The organism is Terriglobales bacterium (assembly GCA_035764005.1).
Lineage (GTDB): Bacteria > Acidobacteriota > Terriglobia > Terriglobales > Acidobacteriaceae > Gp1-AA112.
In genome coordinates, this window is sequence record DASTZZ010000082.1 from 1 (window position 1) to 21,573 (window position 21,573).

At 55.9% G+C, this 21,573-nt stretch carries 13 protein-coding genes; 10 read left to right on the forward strand and 3 right to left on the reverse strand.

Translation table 11 applies throughout. From position 1 onward, the window contains the following. The 6 genes from VFU50_13665 to VFU50_13690 form a co-directional block, all read left to right on the forward strand. Positions 1–1,488 (forward strand): Tat pathway signal protein (locus VFU50_13665; protein HEU5233905.1); only part of this gene is annotated, 1,488 nt, incomplete at its 5' end. 6 nt (positions 1,489–1,494) lie between these two features. Continuing rightward, positions 1,495–2,892 (forward strand): DUF5695 domain-containing protein, encoded by a 1,398-nt coding sequence (locus VFU50_13670; protein HEU5233906.1) that lies wholly within the window; start codon positions 1,495–1,497, stop codon positions 2,890–2,892. Further along, positions 2,775–4,376, forward strand: a complete 1,602-nt coding sequence (locus tag VFU50_13675; protein ID HEU5233907.1) for a DUF5695 domain-containing protein — start codon at positions 2,775–2,777, stop codon at positions 4,374–4,376. The genes VFU50_13670 and VFU50_13675 overlap by 118 nt, the downstream gene beginning before the upstream one ends. A 16-nt stretch (positions 4,377–4,392) precedes the next feature. Then, on the forward strand, positions 4,393–6,006 hold the full coding sequence (locus VFU50_13680) for a hypothetical protein (protein ID HEU5233908.1): 1,614 nt from the start codon (positions 4,393–4,395) through the stop codon (positions 6,004–6,006). Positions 6,007–6,253: 247 nt separating this feature from the next. Next, positions 6,254–7,762, forward strand: coding sequence for a CRTAC1 family protein (locus VFU50_13685; protein HEU5233909.1), 1,509 nt, complete (start codon positions 6,254–6,256; stop codon positions 7,760–7,762). Further along, the gene (locus VFU50_13690) at positions 7,763–8,932 is read left to right on the forward strand and encodes a tetratricopeptide repeat protein (protein ID HEU5233910.1); all 1,170 of its coding nucleotides are present in this window, start codon (positions 7,763–7,765) and stop codon (positions 8,930–8,932) included. It abuts the gene before it with no gap. 98 nt (positions 8,933–9,030) lie between these two features. Here the strand turns inward: VFU50_13690 and VFU50_13695 are convergent, their stop codons facing one another. Next, on the reverse strand, positions 9,031–10,761 hold the full coding sequence (locus VFU50_13695) for an FG-GAP-like repeat-containing protein (GenBank protein HEU5233911.1): 1,731 nt from the start codon (positions 10,759–10,761) through the stop codon (positions 9,031–9,033). 433 nt (positions 10,762–11,194) lie between these two features. On the opposite strand from VFU50_13695, the gene VFU50_13700 reads away from it, so the two are divergent. From VFU50_13700 to VFU50_13710, 3 genes are all read left to right on the forward strand, one after another. Beyond that, positions 11,195–12,106 carry a tetratricopeptide repeat protein gene (locus VFU50_13700; GenBank protein HEU5233912.1) on the forward strand — a complete coding sequence of 304 codons (912 nt, stop codon included), beginning with the start codon at positions 11,195–11,197 and terminating at the stop codon, positions 12,104–12,106. Positions 12,107–12,514: 408 nt separating this feature from the next. Next, positions 12,515–16,483: a TonB-dependent receptor gene (locus VFU50_13705; protein ID HEU5233913.1), complete on the forward strand. Its 3,969-nt coding sequence runs from the start codon at positions 12,515–12,517 to the stop codon at positions 16,481–16,483. A 230-nt stretch (positions 16,484–16,713) separates the two neighbouring features. Beyond that, positions 16,714–18,252, forward strand: coding sequence for a glycoside hydrolase family 27 protein (locus VFU50_13710; protein HEU5233914.1), 1,539 nt, complete (start codon positions 16,714–16,716; stop codon positions 18,250–18,252). Positions 18,253–18,499: 247 nt separating this feature from the next. On the opposite strand, the gene VFU50_13715 is transcribed toward VFU50_13710, so the two are convergent. Both VFU50_13715 and VFU50_13720 read right to left on the reverse strand, forming a co-directional pair. Next, a complete protein-coding gene (locus VFU50_13715) occupies positions 18,500–19,234 on the reverse strand; it encodes a GntR family transcriptional regulator (GenBank protein ID HEU5233915.1) in 735 nt (244 codons plus the stop codon). 21 nt (positions 19,235–19,255) lie between these two features. Then, positions 19,256–20,788, reverse strand: coding sequence for an amino acid permease (locus VFU50_13720; GenBank protein ID HEU5233916.1), 1,533 nt, complete (start codon positions 20,786–20,788; stop codon positions 19,256–19,258). Between the two features lie 104 nt (positions 20,789–20,892). Here VFU50_13720 and VFU50_13725 point away from each other — a divergent pair. Then, positions 20,893–21,573, forward strand: a 681-nt coding sequence (locus VFU50_13725) for a proline racemase family protein (GenBank protein HEU5233917.1), incomplete at its 3' end; no start/stop codon positions are given.

Consider the following 21,573-nt stretch of genomic DNA (forward strand, 5'->3'; position numbering starts at 1 on the left):
GCGAACGCCTCACTGCCTGACAGCTCATTCATCGACATGGCAAAGCACTGCTTTGCCAAAGAGTTGATGGTCAGGCCGCATGGCGTCTATCCGAAGTACGGCGCTGTTGATCGCGATTATTACGGCTCGGAGTACGACGGCTTCCAGGACATCTTCACCAGCGCACTTTATACCAATTTGGAATGGGGAAGATTCGAGCCTGCGCGCCAGATCCTGGACAACTACTTCACTGACTTTGTCGACGACAAAGGCATGATCAACATGCGCGGTCCGGAGACCGCGCAGTACGGTCTCACGCTCTCGCTGCTCGCGCGCTACTTCAACTACACGCACGACGTAGCGCTGATGGCGAAGCACCACAACAAGATCGCCACCACGGCAAAGATGCTGCTGGAGATGCACGACGAAAGTCTCAAACTGCCGCAGGAGGATCCCGGGTACGGCCTGATTCATGGATGGAGCGAGTCCGATTCGTGCCTTGCGGCAAATCCATCGACGTGGTGGCTGCCTTATTTCGGCAACAGCGCCTTCGCCGCTCGCGGCTTGCGGGATCTCGCACGTGCATGGCCGGGAATGTCTACGTCCCATTCTGGAACCGCGGCAAAGCAGGAAGCGGACGAATGGTTGAAGCGCAGTAAGACGCTGCAGGACGCTACCATTGCCAGCATGCAGAAGGATATCTGGAAAGACCAGAATCCACCGTATATCGGCACGTATCCGGGCACAAAGCTGATGTTCCGCGATTCACTGGCCAAGGAGCGTCCCAGCCCGCAGCAATGGGCGCATCGTCCTTATAGCGAGCTGCTGCAGGCGGATGTTTTACCGGCAGACTTGGCAAACACGGTGGTCGATTGCATGAGAGCCTACGGAGCGACGACGCTGGGCGTCGTCGCCAACGTAGGCGCTCCTCGTGCCGGGTCACGCGCCATCTTGGGATTTATTTCTTACGGCTACGCCCAGATGTTGCTTCGTCTCGATCGCGTCGAGGAGTATCTGCTGTTTCTCTATTCCCATCGCTATCACGACCACACACGCGGAAGCTGGGTAGCCGGAGAGGTTTCAGGCATCACTGGCGGAACAGCGCTGTTTTGCATTCCCGCGCAGCAAACGATTCCTCTGCTGCTGCGGTGGGCGCTGGTGCTTGAAGATTCCGACGAAGACCGTATTTACTTCGGGAAAGGACTTGCTCGGAGCTGGGTCGGTTCGGGAAAACCGGCCAGTATTGAAAAGGCGCCGACTCGCTGGGGACGCGTCAGCTTCCATTTAGCCTCGCAACCCGAGCAGAAGAGAATGCGTGCTGTGGCGGAGTTGGCCACCGCCGGATCTCCGAAAGAAATTCAGGTGAAGCTGCGTGTGCCAAAAGACGTTCAATTGAAATCTGTGACGGTAAACGGTCGCGCGGCCAAGCTGGCAGGCCTGCACAATGACACGGTCGTAATCCCCACCGGCAGGGAACGCCAGTTCGAAGTTGTTGGCGAGTGGAGCTAACGGCTCATGCGGCTGCCGGCGCGCGGTGCGCTTCAGATCATCGCAGTCGCGGTTCTGCACTGTACGCTGCTGTACAGTGCGGAAGCTCCTGCGGCTGCTCCTCAATTCCATGTTCAGTTCGATCGCGCGGGAATTACCAGCCTCAAATTTGTCGATGATAAGTTCGATACCGACTACATCGCGGACGAAGCAACGTTGGGAGACGTGCGCATCCGCTACAAGATGGGCGAGAACGAGTGGCGGGAGTTCTCAACAGCGGATGCGAGTAACAAGTACGAACGACTACGTGATTCCCGCTCGCAACGAGCGCTCCAGCAGCTTTCCATCGTCTACAACCCGCAGAGTTGGATCAAAAACGAATACTACGCAGATCTGGAATTAACGGAGCGTTTTCGCGTTGAAGCCGACGCGCTTTATTGGACGATCTTCATCCGCAATCCGACGCACAAGCCCATCGAGCTAGGAGACGTATTCCTGCCGCTGCCGTTCAACACCAGCAAGCGCTGGGACAAGGACATCACCTACACGCAGCGCGTAGTTCAACACCAGTACATTTCCGGCCACGGTTCGTTTCTCTACTGGATGCGTCCGAATGGTGTCGGGCCGTTTCTCGTGATGGCTCCAGTTGCGAAGTGTCCTCTGTTCGAACCTACGCGAAGCGAGATGAACTTCACGCCGGCGAAACTCGAGTACTCCGATCGTGGCGGCGTTTACATTCTTTCGGGCAAAAAAGGTGAGGAAGACAAGGCGCGCGGTGGCACCTGGCGTCAGCCGCAGACTACGGTCACCCTCTGGCCGACAAATTCTGAGCACGACGGTATTACTTACGCCTTCAAATTCCGCTGGGCAAAAGATTACGACGGAGTTCGTAATGTTCTGTTCGAAGAAGGTCTGCTGGACGTAAATGTTGTTCCGGGAATGACGGTGCCGACCGGAAGCGAGGCGATGATCGCAATTCGGATCAAGAGTCCGATTCACGTCGTTACTCCTGAGTTTCCGGATGCGACCCAACTCATTACGGGGCCCGCAAAAGACCGGAATACATCCATTTATAAGGTCAAGTTTTCGCGGCTCGGCGAAAACGAACTGGTGGTTCATTTCGGGAAAGACCAATATTCGGTTCTGGAATTCTTTGTCACCGAGCCGATCAGCACTTTGATCAAGAAGAGAGCGTCGTTTCTAGTCACACATCAGCAGCACAGGGATTCCTCCAAGTGGTACAACGGCCTGTTTTCAGAATGGGACATGAAGCGAAGGTACTCCGCGGGCCGGATGATAAGGACGGATTGGCCGATTACATTCTCGCCAGCGACGATCCCGGATTGTGCAAAGCCCCGTACATCGCCGCAAAGAACGCAATTTATCCAGACACAAAAGAAATTCAAGCCATCGAGTACTACCTGAAAAACTTCGTCTGGGGCAAGCTCCAGATGACGACAGAAGAGAAATATCCCTACGCGGTGTACGGAATCGATAACTGGAAGATCAACCGCGACAGCAAGCCCACCGACCGTTATGGTTGGACTGAACATTTATGGCGTCCCTACGACTATCCCCACATCGTGCTTCTTTACTGGAGCATGTACCAGATCGCGCGTGACTACCCAGAGCTTGTCCACTATCTCGACAAAGACGGATTTCTCGAGCGAGCTTATGGCACGGCGCGCGCGTTCTACACATACCCCTGGCAATTTGCTCGCTGGTCCACCAATGATCTTGGCAACTACAACGAACTAGTCATAGCCGACCTGATTGCGGAACTCGATCGCGTAGGATGGCACGATAAAGCTGATGTTTTGCGAAAAGGCTGGGAAAGCAAGGTCGAGCACTTCGTCAACGACCAACCCGATTTGTTTTACTCCGAATATCCATTTGATCCAACAGCATTCGAATCGACGGGCGCGTTTGCTCGTTACGCTATCGAGCAACTCAAGAATCCTGCCAGAACCTTGAAGGTCTCCGCTCCCGATGTGGACAGATTCACGCAGGAGCAATTGACGGGAAACATCTGCACCCGAGGCTGGCTCGAACCAAATTACTGGCAGCTCGGGGTCGAAGGTAATCTACGATACATGTCACAGATGGGCGGCTGGTCGATTCTCGATTACGGCTTGTACTACGCGAAGAATCCCTGGCCATATCTCCGTCTCGGCTATGCTTCGTCTCTGAGCTCGTGGGCGCTGATGAATACCGGAACTCCACAGTCGAATTACGGCTACTGGTACCCAGGTCCTGAAAACGATGGCGGCGCAGGAAGCGCGTATGTTCCGCAGGCATACGGCTCCAACTGGTTCGGCAAACAACAGCCACGCGGCGCCTGGCAATATAGCGGAGAGATCGATCTCGGATTCTCCGGCGCGCTGCGAGACGCTGCCGTAATCGTCGCCGATGATCCAATCTTCGGCCGCATTGCGTACGGAGGCGAACTGCACGCGCTCCGAGGTCAAACGGAAGTAATTCCACAAGACGGAGTCGGAAGGCGCTTCCACATCCTCGATGGCCGCCATCGTGTTCACCTGATTCTCGATCGCGATGGATTTGCGCTGGGCGAGCCCATTCGCTTCGACGATGATTTGCGGGAGGTCGCGTTCAAAATTGAGAATCGAAATCCAGAAGCTGGCTCATCGCATATTACCGAGATGACGGTTTCTGGTCTGCCGGGAACCTACGAAATCGTCGTTGATGGCAGAGCACTCACTCAGCACATCAGTATCTCGGCAATCACAACTACCGAGCTTCCGGTCGAGCGCGATGGCGCACAAGTTATTCTGCGCCGCTTGACAGCTAATCGGGCCACTGCCCATGGTAGTGGCAGGACAAATGCCACCGCGCAAACCGAGAGATCGAGCGTTCCATCTGAGGTCAGCGCGCAAGGGGCGATACAGTAATTGCTGGCGATCATCGATGTCGTCTGGCGGGCGCGACATGCATAGCTTGTTCAAAATCCTCGGCAGACAACCTGGGATCGTGCTGATTCTGATTGTGATGGCGATAGCCACGCTGACCCTCCCGCTCACAGGCTCCGACACAGTTCCAAAAAAGAACACCCAATCTGAATTTCTGCACGCTCAAGCTCTTCGCCTGCTCGATGAAGCGAAACTCGAAGCCGGAACTCTCGAGCCTGCATCCGCGGCTGGTCTGTTTTTGGTGGTAGGGCAGGCATATACGCCGGTGGATAAGAAGAAAGCCAAAGAGGCGCTGGAGATTGCGTACCAGAATATGCGTGCCGCCATGGAACAGTCGCCGGACCTTGTGGGCTTCATGGCTCCCGACTTAATCAGTGCGACGGTTGAAGCGGCGCCGGATACAGTTGAACAGAACCTCCCTCCAGAGAAGTTTCGCGATAGCGCACTTGCAGCTCTGGTTCTGCATCATCTTCGGCATGACAAAGATCTAAACCACGCCCTTGATCTGTTCTTCATGATGCAGGGCGATGAAGCAATGACAGTGCCTGCGCGAGAGCTTCTGATGCGCATTCCGGCCGCTCAGCAGTATCAGCGCGATAGAGTTTTTGGGGCAGTGCTTCAGGCCTATTCACAAAAGCATCATCGCCAGGTGGGTACCGGCTCTCCCGAGGACCTCGGTACCTTAGTCGTCCGCTTCTGGCGCGATCTGAGCCCATCACCGGTCCGCGATGCTATTGACGAACTCTTAAAGCAGGCAAAGACCGGAGATGCCGTCGTCATGAATTCTCCGCAAGGTACCACAACGTTTACTGCTTACCAGTTTCGATTGTTCCAGGTACTTCCAGCACTGAAGGCAATCGATCCGATCCACGCTGAAGCTCTTCTCCGAGAGGAATCTGAGACGGCAGATCTTCTGGCGAGGTATCCGCAAGGACAGCAGTCAGTCGATCCCTGGTTGCGCGATACGCCAATGAAAGATGGCGAGAAGCAAGAAACGACGTATGCCTATGTGAGGAATCCATCGACTGTTCCTGGTCTGGCGAACAGGATGGAATACAACCGCACCATGGAAGCGTTCTCTGCTGCAGCGGCGCAAGATGCTGCCAGTGCGATTGCCAATGCATCGCGCATTCCTGATCCGGCAACGCGCTTGCGGATTCTCGTCGGCATTGCGCGAAAATGTCAAACTGGGAATCCTGCAGCAGCTAAGAATGCATTGCGCGACGCGCTCAAATCTCCGCCCGACAACGAGGATACCGGCTCCCTGAAGGACGCCGCAGAAATCGCAATTCGTCTTGCTGATTTTAGTACTGCTCGCGCTGCGGTTAGCGCTGGATTGAAAGCGGCTCGCCGCATGTACGACAATGACTCCGATCCAGACGCTCCCAATATGGCACTCAAGCCGTACTGGCCCTCCGTGCAGGCTTATCGAGACATCATCGGTGTGCAGGCGAAGATCTCCCCCGACGATGCCCTTGAAACCATCAAAAACCTGCCCGATGCGGAAGTAGCGGCGTTAGAGAAAGTGATGCTTGCGGCAGAGTGGCTGAATGCGAAACTCTTCAATACCAGCCCGATGGTCGCTAAGCGTCCAAAGGAGTCCGCACAGTGACAGGCGACGACGCTCGCGTTGAATTTGTATCATTGGGCAATTGATGTCTCACAATAAGCTGATCGGAGCAGAGCTCTCTCGTCGGTGTTTTCTGCGGAGCTTAGCCTGTAGCGCTCTCGGCGCTTTCGCTTCTGGTGCGACTCCGCTCTCGTTTGCGGCAAACTCCCGTCCGGCCTTTGAGGAAGTCCCCCCTGAGTCGAGCGGAATCCACTGGCGGCACACGGCGGGCCTGTCGTCGCAAATGTACATGCCTGAGACTTCAGGGGCGGGATGCGCCTTCCTCGATTACGACAACGACGGATGGATGGATATCTATCTGGTTAACAGCGGTCCTTGCGACTTCTATACGCCTCCAACTCCGCTGAAAAACGCGCTCTATCGCAACAATCGCGACGGAACCTTCACTGACGTTACCCTGAAAGCCGGTGTGCCGGGAAATGCGTACGGAATGGGAACTGCCGTTGGCGATTACGATCGCGATGGATTCCCCGACCTTTACGTGACGCAATATCCGCGCAGTATCCTGTATCACAATAATGGCGACGGCACTTTCGCTGATGTCACTGCGAAGGCAGGTGTAGCGGCGCCAGGCTGGGCCACGAGCGCGGTATGGTTCGACTATGACAACGACGGCCTTCTGGATCTCTTCGTCTGCCGCTTCGTCGACTTCAGCAAGTCGAAAAACATTTACTGCGGTAGCGAGCAGATGCGCGTGTACTGCATGCCGAATGTGTATCCCGGAATGCCGTGCTGGTTGTTTCACAACAATGGCGACGGAACGTTCACCGATGTAAGCAAAGAATCGGGGATCGCGACGCAAGCGGCTAAAGCGTGGGGAGTGGTTGCCGCAGACATCAACAATGACGGCTGGATGGATCTGTTTGTCAGCAACGATAAGATCGCCAATTTCCTGTTTGCTAATCGCAAGAGCAAATTCGAAGACTTAGGCGCGCTCTCAGGCGTGGCATATAACGTCATGGGGCTTGCGCGTTCCGGAATGGGAGTCGATGCCGGCGATTTCGACCAGGACGGCTGGCTCGATCTGTTCGTCACCAATGTCGATCAGGAGATGTTCTCGCTTTATCGCAACAACCACGATGAAACCTTCGACGACGTAGCTGCCTCCGCCGGCATTGCAACGGATACAAAGTTCTTAAGCGGCTGGGGAGTTAAGTTCCTCGACTACGATAACGACAGCAACCTCGATCTATTCATGTGCGATGGCCATCCAGACACCATGGTGAATCGCCGCATTCCCAATGTGACTTACTCCGAGCCTATGCTCGTCTTTCACAACGATGGAAAGACGTGGAAGAATGTCAGCCGTGACAGCGGCCCAATCTTCTCGAAGTCCTTTGCGGCGCGCGGACTCGCGATTGGAGATTTCAATAACGATGGCTCGGTTGATGTGCTCGTGTCAGTAAACGATGGAGCGCCGATTCTCCTTCGCAACAATGCCGGAAGTCAGAACCACTGGCTTGGGCTGCGCTTGATTGGGAAGAAGGCAAACATCGACGCGATCGGCGCCAAGATTACTTACCGGGCCGGAGACTTACATCGGCACGCGTGGAAAGTTGGTGGCGGAGGATTTCTCTCCTCCCACGATCCGCGCGTCGTTCTTGGTTTGGGTCAGCAAAAGAAGGTCGATTGGCTGGAGATCAAGTGGCCGCAACCCAGCGGAAAGACGGAGCGATTCACGAACCTTCCAATCGATCGCTACGTCACCATTGTCGAGGGCGAAGGGAAGTGGACGTAAATGCGGCGGTCGGTCGGACAGCATAACCGTGCGGCAAGGGTCCACTTGTTTGCGCTGTCGATCGCACTGCTGGTGATCCCTATTCAGCTTCGCTGTCTGCAATCGAGGTTTCCCGATGGAAGCCAAAACAGCAACGCCGAGACCGAGCTGCAAATCGGAACTCAGCTCACTCGCTCCGGACATTTTCAAAAAGCCATACCGCACCTGCTTGCCGCGCAAGGTGGAGTATCAAATCAATATGCGGCTGAATTCAATCTAGCGCTTTGCTATGTAGCCACTCGACAAAGCACGCAAGCGATTCCGATTCTTACCGAGCTTCGCCGCAATCACGAGAGCGCCCAAATAGAGAATCTGCTCGCACAGGCCTACGTAGGAGTTGGCGACTCTAAAGCAGCACTCGATGCGCTGAAGCGCGCGGCGGCTATAACTCCGGATAACGAGAAACTCTATGCCTTCGTGGCAGATGCCTGCACCGAAGCTCAGAACTATGAACTCGGCCTCGATGTAGTCGACGTGGGCCTGCAGCATCTTCCCAATTCGGCGGCTTTGCATTATCAGCGCGCGATGTTTTTGTCATCACTTGACGAATTCGATGCGGCGAAGCCTGACTTCGAGTTGGCAAGAAAGCTCGGAGCCGGCAGCGATATCGGATATCTTGCTCTGGCACAGCAGAATCTGCTCGCAGGCAAAGTCGAAGAGGCGGTTCGCTCTGCTCGCGAGGCCATTGGCGCTGGCCATGAAGACTATCGTTTATTGACCATTTTGGGAGAAGGACTGCTGCGGTCTGGTATCACTCCCGCACAGCCACAATTTGCTGAGGCCAAGTCGGCACTCAGTAACGCCGTGAAGCTGCGGCCTAGCTATTCGGATGCGCAACTCGCTCTCGGGAAGCTCGAGTTAATCTCGCACCATGTGAACGAGGCGATTTCGCACCTCGAGCAGGCGCGCTCCCTCGCTCCTCACAATCCAGCAGTCTATTCCCAACTAGCTGCTGCATATCGCGAACACGGCGATGCGCAGAAGGCGGAGGAGACACTCGCAGTATTGGCGCAGCTGAATCGTGAGCAAGTGGAAAAGATTAGCTCCGCGCCGGGAGAACGCAAGCCGGTGGCGGGAGCGAGCAACGCCAATCGGAGAGGAACACCTAAAAATCAGTACCGTTCCCGATAGGGAATGGGTGAGTGAAGGTGGAGCTTGTCGACCCATTCTCTAACGCGAACGGTACTAACCAGTGTCTCGCGAAACACGGCCGATCGCCAGGAGCCGCTTTACTGCTTTACGCGGAATCGCGGAAACGGCTTCTCCACAATTCCCGCGCCTTCTTTTACGGCGATGATTTGATCGGCTTTCAGATCTTGGAGTTTCGTCACCACTCCGCTAGGCCAGACGATCTCCACTGAGTCCACTTTGGCTCGCTGACCTAATCCGAAGTGCAGGCGCGGATCTTGCGCCGACTGGTAGCTCATTCCGCCTTTGCGCTGGTCATAGAGCATCAGATCGCCCGCAACGACCTTCACACGCGCGCCGACACCATCGCGATTCGAGCGAGTTCCAATCAGGAACAGCTCCAGCCAGTGGTTCGCGTTGCCTCCGTCATTGCGCAGAAGCTGTGGAACTTCTCCGTTGTTGCTGACGAGAATGTCGAGATCGCCATCGTTGTCGTAGTCGGCAATGGCGGCGCCGCGGCTGACGCGATCTGCCGCGAAATCCGGACCAAGCTGATTGCTTACGTTCTCGAATGTGCCATTGCCGAGGTTGCGGAACATCAGCTTAGGTTCGGCGTAATGACTCTCGGCGTGATAGCGCTCGATGTTGTCGAGCACGTGGCCGTTGGCCATGAAGAGATCGCGCGCGCCATCGTTGTTGTAATCCATGAAGCGCAGGCCGAAGCCGCTCATGTGGAACGTCGCATAGCCGATTTTCGAGCGCAGGGTTTGGTCCTCGAAACCATCTTTGCCGAGATTGCGGTAGACCCGGGCCAACTGTGTGTCGAGATGTGTGACTGCGATGTCCATCCGCCCACTCCCGGTAGTATCGGCAGCGTCGGTGCCCATTCCCGCTTCGGGAAGACCGTCGTTGCTCACGGCGACTCCGGCGAGGTAGGCAAGCTCGGTGAAGGTGCCGTCGCGATTGTTGTGGAAGAGCGAATTGGGCATGGAGTCGTTCGCGATGAAGATGTCCTGCCAGCCGTCGTTGTCATAATCGAACGTCACCACGCCCAGGCCGTTGGCGGGCTTGGCCCCGAGTGCCGACTCTTTGCTCACATCGGTGAAGGTGCCGTTCCCGTTGTTGCGATACAAAGTCGGAGGCTGCCCGTGATAGACGTCTGGATGGCAATAGCTCCGCATTCCCGGACCCCGATCGCCGCACCAGAAGTTCCGTTCTGGAGACCAATCCACGTAGTTGGCGATTACCAGATCAAGATGTCCATTATTGTTGGAGTCAAACCATGCCGCACTCGACGCCCAGCGTCCCACATTTTCGACACCGGCCTGTTTCGTCACATCGGTAAAGGTGCCATCACCGTTGTTGTGGTAGAGAATCGATCGTCCATAGCCGCAGATGAACAAATCGGGAAAGCCGTCGTTGTCATAATCGCCGACGGCGATTCCCATCCCGAAAAGACCTTCCGCGCCAACGCCAGCTTTCGCAGTTACGTCCGTAAACGTTCCATCGCCGTTATTGCGGTACAGCGCCGCGCGCAGCCGATGAGCCGGCTTGTAGATCTTCGTAGGCGCACTGTTCACCAGGTAGAGATCGAGCAGCCCGTTCTGGTCGTAGTCGATCCAGCCGCATCCCCCGCCCATGGTTTCGATCAGGTACTTCTCGGGAGTCGCGGCATTGTCGTGCTTGAAATCGATTCCCGCAGCCCGCGTCACGTCGGTGAAGGTGACCTTGTTTGCGCCTGGCCGCGACACTTGCTCGAAGGGATTGATCAGGAAGGAGACGCCGAAGAGCTTCAACAAATCTCTGCGGGATAGCGTAAGCGTTTGCCGCACCAGTGAATCAGGTCCTCAGTAAGGAGCGATTACAAGGATAGTATCCGAACGCGAAAAGTTGAATTAACAGGGAGATATACAGCGAATTTGAGTGTTCGCGCGCGAAATTCGCTAAATTATGCCCAAAATTCGCAAATTTTGGCCCGAGGCAGGGAATTAACAGGGATTCGGTGATTCTCGTTCCTAAATCATCGACAACAAAGAAGATGCGCTCAGTTTGCGCCAATGACGTTTTGCGAACAGGGAAGTAACAGGGATTTTTTCGGCAGGCGTTGTGGCGTTTCAGAGTTGGCGCCTCGGAACCGCTGGTACAGAGAAGTTCCAAGACAGCTCCAGAACGATTCCAAACTTGGGTATCTACGGATGAGGCCCTGAGCTTCCGGAAGCCGAACTGACCTGCGCACCTTAGCCGCTGAATATAATCGCCCTGTAAATGAAGACCTCTGCCCCCACCGTGATCGTGTTCGCTGCTCTATGCTGCATTTCCGCATCGACACAAACGCCGAAGGGCAGAGCCTCGTCGCCGCAGCAGGCCCTTGATCTGGCCGATCACGGCCGCTGCGCCGAGGCTCTCCCCGGCTTGAAGCGAGCCGCCCAGGCAGCAGACAAACAGTTGAGCTACCGCGCCGCCCTCACCGGCGCGCGTTGTGCGATGACGCTGCGGCATCGCGCCGACGCACTCGAACTCCTTGCCGTCCTCGCCCGCAAATTTCCCGACGACCCCGAAGCGGCCTACACCTCGGCTCGTTATCTTTCCCAACTTGCCAATGAGACCGCCGAGCACCTCGCCGCCACCGCTCCCAATTCGGTACAGGTGCACAAGATGAACGCCGAGGTACTCGAGTCGCAGGGCAAGGGCGACGAAGCCATTGCCGAATACCGCAAGCTGCTCGCCGAAGATCCCAAGCTGCCGGAGCTGCATTTCCGCATCGCGCGTCTGCTGCTGGAAAAGAATCCCCCGCAGACCGAAGAAGCGAAAAAAGAACTCGACGAAGAGCTGAAAGTAGCGCCCAACAATTCCGCAGCCGAATTCGCGCTTGGCGAAATCGCACGCCGAGACGCCGACTGGCCGACCGCCATCGAGCATTTTCAACGCGCCGCCAACCTCGACGCCGGATTCGTCGAAGCATTTCTCGCATTAGGCATGTCGCTTAACTCCGCCAACCGATTTAAAGAAGCGATCGCGCCGCTCGAGCGCTATACGAAAATGCAGCCCGACGATCCTGCAGGGCACTACCAGCTCGCGACGGCCTACTCGCGCACCGGCAACAAAGCAGACGCCCAGCGCGAATTGGCAGAACAGCGGCGGTTAGTTGAGGCAAATCCAGTGCGTAGACCGGAGTAGGGGGCTGCTGGCTTCCGGCTAGGCCAAGAGCAAAACAAAGAGCAACACCAAAACAAGACACGGATCGCACGGATTTTACGGATACAAACGGCTCGTCAGGGTTTATCCGTGTAATCCGTGCCATCCGTGAGATCCGTGTCGTGTGTTGGGTTTGACCTAAGCTCCGGTTCATCCCAAACGCCGAAAATTTCGCCTAATAATGCCTTGACAACAGGATTGGATTCTTTATACAAAGCTGGCTACGCTTCTGCCGGGGTATCCCCGGTAGGCTTGCAGCTATTTATGAAAGCGCTTTCAGCAACTCGCCCGTCTCCTCTGCTGCGTGCGCTCTCCGGCCTGTCACTTTCCTGGTCTCCCCGGGCGCAGGCAGCCCGAAATGGGAGTCCCAGTTCATCGCGAGGAGGAACCATGACACTTCAGCTTTTGCGCAGAGCTTGGGTTTTTAGCGTTGCCACCCTGTTCATTATTGCGGTTGGCGCTCCGTTAGCCTGGGGCCAGCACACCGAAGGAACTGTAAATGTCACCGTCACCGACCCGCAGGGCGCGGTAGTGCCGGGCGCCGAGGTCAGGCTGGTGGACCCAGCCAGCGGCGACACCCGCGTTGGCAAGACGAGCAACGGCGGAACGTACAGCTTCCCCAACCTGTCAGTCGGCAATTACCGGCTTGAAGTCAACAGCACGGGTTTTGCCGCGCAGCAAGTTCCCAATGTCGTAGTGCAGGCGACTAAGACAACGGATATTCGCATCGAGCTCGTTGTTGGTACTCAGGTGCAAACCGTGCAGGTGGAATCTGCCACCCCGGTGCTGGAAACCAGCAATAACGCGATCGGCAGCGTCATCGACCCAAAGCAGATTCAGACTTTGCCTCTCGCAGGCCGCAATTTGACTCAGTTGGCTCGACTCAGCCCCGGCTACGTCGGCGGTGGTGGAACCGGCATGTGGAATGGTGAACCTACCTACGCCCAAGGCAACAATGTGGACGGTACCGTGGGCAGCCCAAGCCGCATGAAATTCGGTGGCAATCAAAGCTCCTCCATTCAGCCTCGCGTGGAAAACATGGAGGAGATGACGATCCAGACCGACCAGATGGATGAAAACCAGGGTTTCGGGCAAGCGGCTACGCAGGTTGGTTTCGTTACCAAGCGTGGTACCAATGCATTTCACGGACAGGTGTACGAAGATTTCCGCAATGCTTACCTCAACGCCAACAGCTGGAGCAACGACGCGCGCGGCTTAAAGCGTCCAGGGTTGATCCTCAATGAGTTTGGTGGTTCCGTAGGTGGGCCAGTAATCAAAGACAAACTTTTCTTTTTTGCCAGTCTCGCGACATCGCGTCAGCCGGGCAGCGCAACCGGCACAACCTGGGTGCTCTCGCCAGATGCCCAGGCAGGCAACTACACGTACGTTGCGGGTGGCGTAAGCCACACCGTCAATCTTTTCCAGGTCGCGGGCGCCTACAACACAAACAACGGTACGAACATACCGACGGTTGTGAACAGTACGATTGCCGCCCAACAAGCAAAGATCAATAAAGCATTGAGTCTGGGCACAGTTACGGGAACCTCGGATCCAATTCTCAATAACCTCAATTTTCTTTCTCCACAGCCGATCACCTACTGGTTCCCTACGCTGCGAATGGACTACAACATGTCCAGCAAAATCCGCATGAACCTCGCGATGAATCGCACGATGAGGACATCTCCTGGGGACACCGTTCCGGCATTTCCAGGAAGTGATCTTGCTGCAGTGTCGCAGGGTGGAAATAAATCGGATGCTGCCACCGTCAGTTACGGGCTTGATTGGACTATTTCGCCGACTCTGATCAATCAACTCAAAGTCGGGTGGCTATACAATGCGACCTTCTTCGCATTCAACTCTAATCATGGGTACGTCCAGTATCCATTTGAGTGGAGTTCGCCTCTGACTCCCACTAATACACCAGACATGTACGGGCAGTATTATCAGCGACCCATTAACACGTACTATCCCAACACCAATATCTCTGACACGCTTGGCTGGCAGCACAGCTCTCACAACCTTTCGTTCGGGTACAACTTTGTGCGCGAGCACGATCACTACTGGAATGGTCCGGAAGGAATCGGCGACATCACTTTCGGACTTGCAGGAGGCGATCCAGCGCTGCAAGCTCTGCAGAATACCGGCACTTACCAGCCCTTGCCAGGCGCGAGTACCAGTCAGCAGACCGAGGCGCAGAACCTGTATGCTCAGTTGACAGGTAGAATCAGCAGCGTTACTGGTCTTTATCCTTTCGATGTCAAGACTCAGAACTATTTCCATGGGATCGGATCCTTTGCGCTCAATGAAGTTGCTTCATCCTGGGGACTCTTCGCCCAGGACTCCTGGAAGCTGCGTCCGAACCTGACGGTCAATTACGGCCTGCGTTGGGACTTTACCGGTGATGACTACGATCTCACTTCCGAGTATCACAATGCCGACCAGAGTTCCATTTTCGGGCCAACCGCTCCTGGCGATCTGTTCAAGCCAGGCGCTTTGAACGGCAATCTCAATCCGACCTTGCAATCGCGTCCGCATGCATACAACGGATGGAATGTGGCCCCGCAGCCGTCGCTGGGCTTTGCCTGGAATCCCAAAAAGGAAGGCGGCATTCTGGGTGCTCTACTCGGTGACGAATCAACCGTCCTTCGCGGCGGCTACTCGCTGCGTCGCTTCACAATTCCGTACCAATACGTCTGGAACTACGCTTCTAACTGCGGCTCGTTCTATTACCAGAACTTTGCTTTGAACGCGAGCAATACGCCTGGCACGGGCAACTTTGTTCCTGGTAGCCTGGCGCTTGGCGATACGTTGCCTGCCTACGCGATTACCCCTGCAGGGTTCCAGAAGAGTGCTCCCGAGTCGCAGTTCACGTATACCGCGGGTGCCGGCGGTTCTTGCGGAATTAATGTGACCGGAATCAAACCGGACATCGCCCAGCCGTATCTGCAGAACTGGAACTTTGGCATTCAGCGTAAGCTTGGCCGGTCACGAGTGCTTGAGGTCCGGTACAACGGAAACCGCGGCTTGAAGGAGTGGGTCGCACTCAACACCAACGAAGTGAATATCTTCGAGAACGGATTCTTGAAGGAATTCCAAAACGCGCAGAATAACCTCCGGATCAACGGCGGCAATTCGTTTGCAAACTTGAATCCCGCGGGCGGAACCGTTCCCCTGCCGATCATCGAGGCAGCTTTTAACGGTGTATCCGCCACGAACGGATTTGGCAGCAGCACCTTTATCAACTATCTCAATACGGGCGCCGCAGGGTCATTCGCCGGCCGCCTCACGAGCGCGGCTGGTGCAGCACCGTATTTCTGCAACCTGGTGGGCGCGGCCTTTACTCCTTGTGCGACGAATCTCGGTTTTACAGGAGCGGGTGCAGGCTACCCCATCAATTTCTTCCAGGCGAATCCTTATGCAACGCGAACTGGAAATGGAGCGGGTAATACCGCTTACATGTCAGATTCGGGCTACTCGAACTATCACGCTCTGCAGGTAGACTTCCGCCAGCAGGCATGGCATGGCATGCAGTTCGATGCCAACTACACTTGGAGCAAGAGTCTCGGATACTTGGCTGGCGGTAGCGGTAACGATTGGCTGGGGAATTACACCACCTTCTCGCTGCGCAACCTACGCTCCAGCTACATGCCGTCAACATTTGATGTGCACCACGTCGTGCACCTCAATGCCACTGCCGACCTGCCCTTTGGGCGAGGGAAAGCTTTTGCGAACAGCAACGCTGTGCTGGATAAGATCATCGGCGGCTGGAATGTGGGGACGATTGCAACCATCCAGAGCGGGTTCCCGTTCCGCATCTCGGGCGGTTACCTCACCTTCAACGGTCAAGCTGATGGTGGCGTGGTGCTTAAAAACGGAGTAACGCCTTCCCAAATACAGAGTTCGGTAGGCGTGCATCGCATCCCGGGTGCTACTTTTGTCACTCTTATCGATCCTAAGTATTTGGGGGTCAGTAATCCTGCTTGCTTGCAACAGTGGGTTTCCGGTTGTTCAATCACTGGAACAAACACCCAGTTCATCGACTCGAATACAACTCCCGGAACGTATAACCAGGGACTGATCCTGTATGGGCCGCACGGCTTCTTCCAAGACGTAAGTATCACGAAGAATGTGCCCATTAGCGAACGGTTCCGTTTCAACCTTCAAGGCGTGTTCTTGAATGCGTGGAACCACCCTGTGTTTGGCAATAGAGACTTCGCAGGAGGAACGGGCGGTGTAGGCAACCCACGGTCCTTAGTCAGCAGCGGAACCAGCGGAATATTGACTGGTAGCCAAACCATAAACCCAGTTAGCAATATAGGAGCACGTCAAATCGAGCTTCGTGCCAATTTCATCTTCTGAGTTGGCGAGCTTCGCACGCAGCACTCATCGAGCCTGTCAGGGGGCAGGTTCGGTGGGTGCTTTTTTGTTTAGGTCAAAGTCAAAACACGACACGGATCTCACGGATGCTACGGATTACACGGATTTTTAGAACGAGCTTGCTTGCCGATTGATTTGGATTTTTGTGGTTTATCCGTGCAATCCGTACAATCTGTGGAATCCGTGTCGTGTTTTGATTTTCGGAGAAAACAATGGTCAAAGGCAGAAAGCATTCCTTCCTTCCTGCAGTCCTGATCGCAATTCTGTTACTCTCATCCACCCTGCTCCTCGCCCAAACCGATCTATCCGGCTACTGGGTATTCCGCGTTCCCACCGGCGACGGCAACTTTCGCGAGACTTTCTTTGAACTGAAGCAGGCGGGCGAGAACGTCGCCGGGAAACTCATGTTTGGAAACCGTGAGATTCCCATCACTGCCGGAACCTACAAAGATGGCAAGCTCCATTTTGAAACTACCGTTGGCACTGGAGAGAGAGCTCGCCAGGTTTCCTACGACGGCACCGTGCAAAGCGACAAGATTGACATGACCTCGCAATTTCCGGGTAGGGAACCGCGAAAAGGAGTCGCGGAGAGAACCACCGAGGAGGCCACCAAGCCTCCGGCCAAGATACCGCTGCCTCCGCTGCATGATGTGCCCGACAACGCTCTTGTCCGCACGCCTCCGATGGGCTGGAACAGTTGGAACAAGTTCGCGGGCAAGGTCGATGACAAGACCATAAGAGACATGGCGGACGCGATGGTCTCGAGCGGCATGAAGGATGCCGGGTATATCTACGTAAACATCGATGACACCTGGGAAGGGCAGCGCGACGCGCAGGGAAACATCACCAGCAATACGAAGTTTCCCGATATGAAGGCGCTTACCGAATATGTGCATTCCAAGGGCCTGAAGATTGGCCTTTACTCTTCACCCGGCCCAAAGACCTGCGCCGGATACGCAGGCAGCTACGGACACGAGGAGCAGGATGCTCACACATATGCACAATGGGGGTTCGACTATCTGAAATACGACTGGTGCAGCGCCTCGCAAATCTACAAGAACGACGAGATGCAGGCGGTGTATCAAAAAATGGGCGAGTTCCTGCTGCGCTCGCGGCGTCCGATCGTCTACAGCCTGTGCCAATACGGGATCAACGATGTGTGGACCTGGGGAACCAAAGTCGGCGGCAACTTGTGGCGCACTACAGGCGATATCAGCGACCGCTGGGAGTCGATGTCAAAGATCGGCTTTGCCCAGTTCGATATCGCATCTTACATTCGCCCCGGCCACTGGAACGATCCTGACATGCTCGAGATCGGCAACGGCGGCATGACCGCTGACGAATATCGAACGCACATGAGCCTGTGGTCGATGCTGGCCGCGCCGCTGCTTGCGGGAAACGATCTGCGCACGATGACAGACGAAACGAAATCGATCCTCATGAACAAAGAAGTAATCGCCATCGATCAGGACGTCGACGCGAATCCCGTGCGGCGGCTCTCCGATCCGGCGGCTACGGCGGTGATCGCGACTCGCTTGCTGCACGATGGCTCAGTCGCGCTTGGACTGTTCAACCGCGCCGATCAGGCGCAGACCATCGACGTGAAGTGGGACAACATCGGACTTACGCGACGCAAAGTGCAGGCGCGCGATCTGTGGAAGCATGCGGAGGTTCCGGTCTCGGCGGATGGCTATTCGGCGAGCGTTCCCGCGCATGGCGTGGTGTTGTTAAAGCTGGCTGTGTCGCGGTAAGGCGAAAACATTTCAACACGGAGGACACGGAGGCCACAGAGGATTTGGTTTAGTGTCCATGACATAGAGAGAATTTCCTGCGTTCCGATCTCCCACCACAGCATTCCTCTGTGTCCCTCCGTGTCCTCCGTGTTCAATCTTCCACTCCATACCCGAGGCTATGCTGGGGTGCTGGTTACTGATCCAGACCCTCCTCAGCCTCCGGACTCTCCTGCGCGGCTTGCGACCGAGGTTTGCGGCGTGAGGACTAGGCCGAGGCCGAAGAGCTCGCGTTCGTGACTCCGCCCTGTTCCTTCTGTTGGCGATGCTCGGTGACGAACTGGCTCAGTGATTTGCCGGCAGTGCGGATGTGCGATGCCAGCAGTTCGCAGGCGCGGTCGATTTGCCGTTTGCGGCAGAGCGAGAGGAGCATATGGTGCTCTTTGCGTGCGCGCTCTAGTGCACGGGTGAGATACAGTTGCAGGCGAATGTAGCGTTCGCCGTTGAAGTTGATGTTGCGAATCACGTTCATGAACTGTGGCCGATGCGCGCCGGCGTACAGCGTGGAGTGAAACTGCCAGTTCAGGCGTCCCCACTCGCTGATATCGCCTTCATTGCGAAGCGCAGCGTCGTAGGTTTCGAGAATCTGTTCCGCGGCGGCGAAATCGGACTCTTTCAAATTGGGAATGGAAGCGCGGAGAACTTCAGGCTCGAGTACCGCGCGAATTTCGAACAGCTCTTCGATTTCGTCACAGGAAAGAAGAGAGACAACAGCGCCCTTGTGAGGGACGATCGTGATCAGTCCTTCCGCTTCGAGCTGACGAAGGGCTTCCCGAACTGGAATTCGGCTTACGGCGAACTCCTGAGCGATGGCGTCCTGGCGGAGCTGTTCGCCTTCCTGGATCTCGCCTTGCACAATTTTTTCGCGGAGCTTTTCCGCTACCACCGAAGTTAAGGATGTACGGGGAATGCTGTTAGAAGATGGGTTTTGCGGGCTGATCATAAATGCGCGATTCTCCATAGTTTACTGCAGCTTAGCCTCACGATCTAGAACTGATCGGGATTGCCTTCGTGCCAGCAGGAAATATGCAGGCAGGCCCAACGCGATGATCAGCAGGCCTGGCCACGTGGTCGCGGGACGAAATACAAACAGCATTCCCAAAATGAGAGCGGCGCCGCAGATATAAAGTCCGGGAATGACCGGGTAGCCAAAGGCGCGGTACGGGCGTTCAACGTTCGGTTTGGTCCGGCGCAGGCGGAAGACTCCGGCGATGGTCAGGATGTAGAAGATTAAAGCGGCTGAGATTACGTACTCCAGCAGGTTGCTGTAGAGATTCCCGTATTGGCCCGTTGCCGGATCGTAAGTGCGCGGCAGCACCAGGAATGCCGACCAGATGCCTTGCACCATGAGCGCCCATCCGGGAACCCGGGCTCTGTTCAGGCGCCCGGCAGCAGGGAAGAAGAGGCCGTCTTCGGCCATGGCGTAATAGGCGCGTGCTCCGGCGAGGGTGAGCGCGTTTACGCACCCGAGGGTCGAGACCATGATGGCAGCCGCCATGAGCGGTGCGCCGAGACTGGGGAAGATAGTTCTCAAGACTGCAGTGGCTACTCGGTCGGCTGGCGCATTCTGGATCGCGGTAAGCGGAAGCGTCAACAAGTAGGCTATGTTCGCCAATAGATACAGGACAATAACGACCGTTGTACCGATGCCGAGCGCCAGAGGAAGCGTTCGGCGCGGATCTTTGACCTCGCCGGCGGCGAAGGTGATGTCGTGCCAGGAGTCGGCGGAGAATAGCGAACCGGTTTGCGAGATGCAAAGCGCGACCAGCAGCCCGAATCCGGTCGCGGCCGTTAATCCGCCGAGAAATGGTGTCGTGGTACCCTGCACAGTCCAGGCGTGGCTGAAGTTTGCCTTTGCCGCTGCGGCATTTGTCCCGAAGAAGATGCCGAGCGCAATCAGGGCCGCCAAGGCTCCCGTTTTGGCAATGGTGAAAACGTTTTGGACGAGGCGGCCGTATTCGATCCCGCGCGAGTTCATCCACGTAAGTACGATGATGAGCAAGATCGCGACCACCTGTGCGGTTGAAAGCGATAGGGCGTAGTGCGTCGAGACGCGAAATGGCTGGACGATATAGTGGCTCTCCGAAATCGACGGGAATAGCACGCCCGTGAATCGGGCAAACGCGATGGATACAGCCGCAATCGTGCCGGTCTGGATGACGGTGCAGAGCGTCCAGCCATACAGGAATCCCCAGAGCGGAGAAAACGCTTCGCGCAGGTAAACGTACATGCCTCCGGCGCGCGGCATCATGGCTGCAAGCTCTCCGTACGAAAGCGCGCCCGCAATGGTCAGCACGCCGGCGAAGGCCCAGGCCACGAGTAGCCAGCCGGCGCTGCCGATCTCGCGCGACATCTCGGCTGAGACAATGAAGATGCCGGACCCGATCATCACGCCCACGACCACCATGACCGAATCGAATAGGCCTAGACTGCGTTTAAACCCGGAGTCAGGCAGGGTGCTTGGCGCTGACGCGTGCCTCGGAGCGGGCGAGTTCATCGTGAGAACCTCTTGACGTTGGATACTATATACAGGAAAATGCAGAAGCCTGCCATGCTCCTTTTCATTGAAGCTTGTCTCCAGGCTTCGCTCGGGTGATTTCTGTGAGCCAGAACAATTTACGCCGTATTCAGTTTGTCGATTCCCATACCGCCGGGGAGCCCACGAGGGTGGTGATCTCCGGGGCTCCAAATCTGGGTAAAGGACCGCTGCGCAAGCGCTTAGAAGTATTTCGCGACGAGTTCGATTGGTTTCGTTCGGCGGTAGTGAACGAGCCTCGCGGCTCAGATGCGGTAGTGGGAGCTTTGCTTTGCGAGCCTTCTGATCCCACCTGTGAAGCAGGCGTCATCTTCTTTAATAATGTTGGATATCTCGGCATGTGTGGTCATGGCACGATTGGTCTGGTAACCACTCTTGCGTATCTCGGTCGCATTACCCCCGGACGTCACAAAATCGAGACACCTCCCGGTGTGGTTACCGCTACTCTACATGAATCGGGAGAAGTGACGATTAATAACGTTCCCAGCTACCGCTTCAAGGACAACGTGAAAGTGAAAGTCCCAAAATTTGGGACGGTGATCGGCGATGTTGCCTGGGGTGGGAACTGGTTTTTTCTCGTCAAGAACAATCGCCTCGAGCTTTCTATGAATAACCTCGAACAGCTTATCGACTTTACCTGGGCTGTTCGACAGACTCTCACCGCGAATGGAATTACCGGCAGAGATGGAGCGGAGATCGATCATGTAGAGGTTTTCGAGTCGGCTGATCGTACCGACGCGGACAGC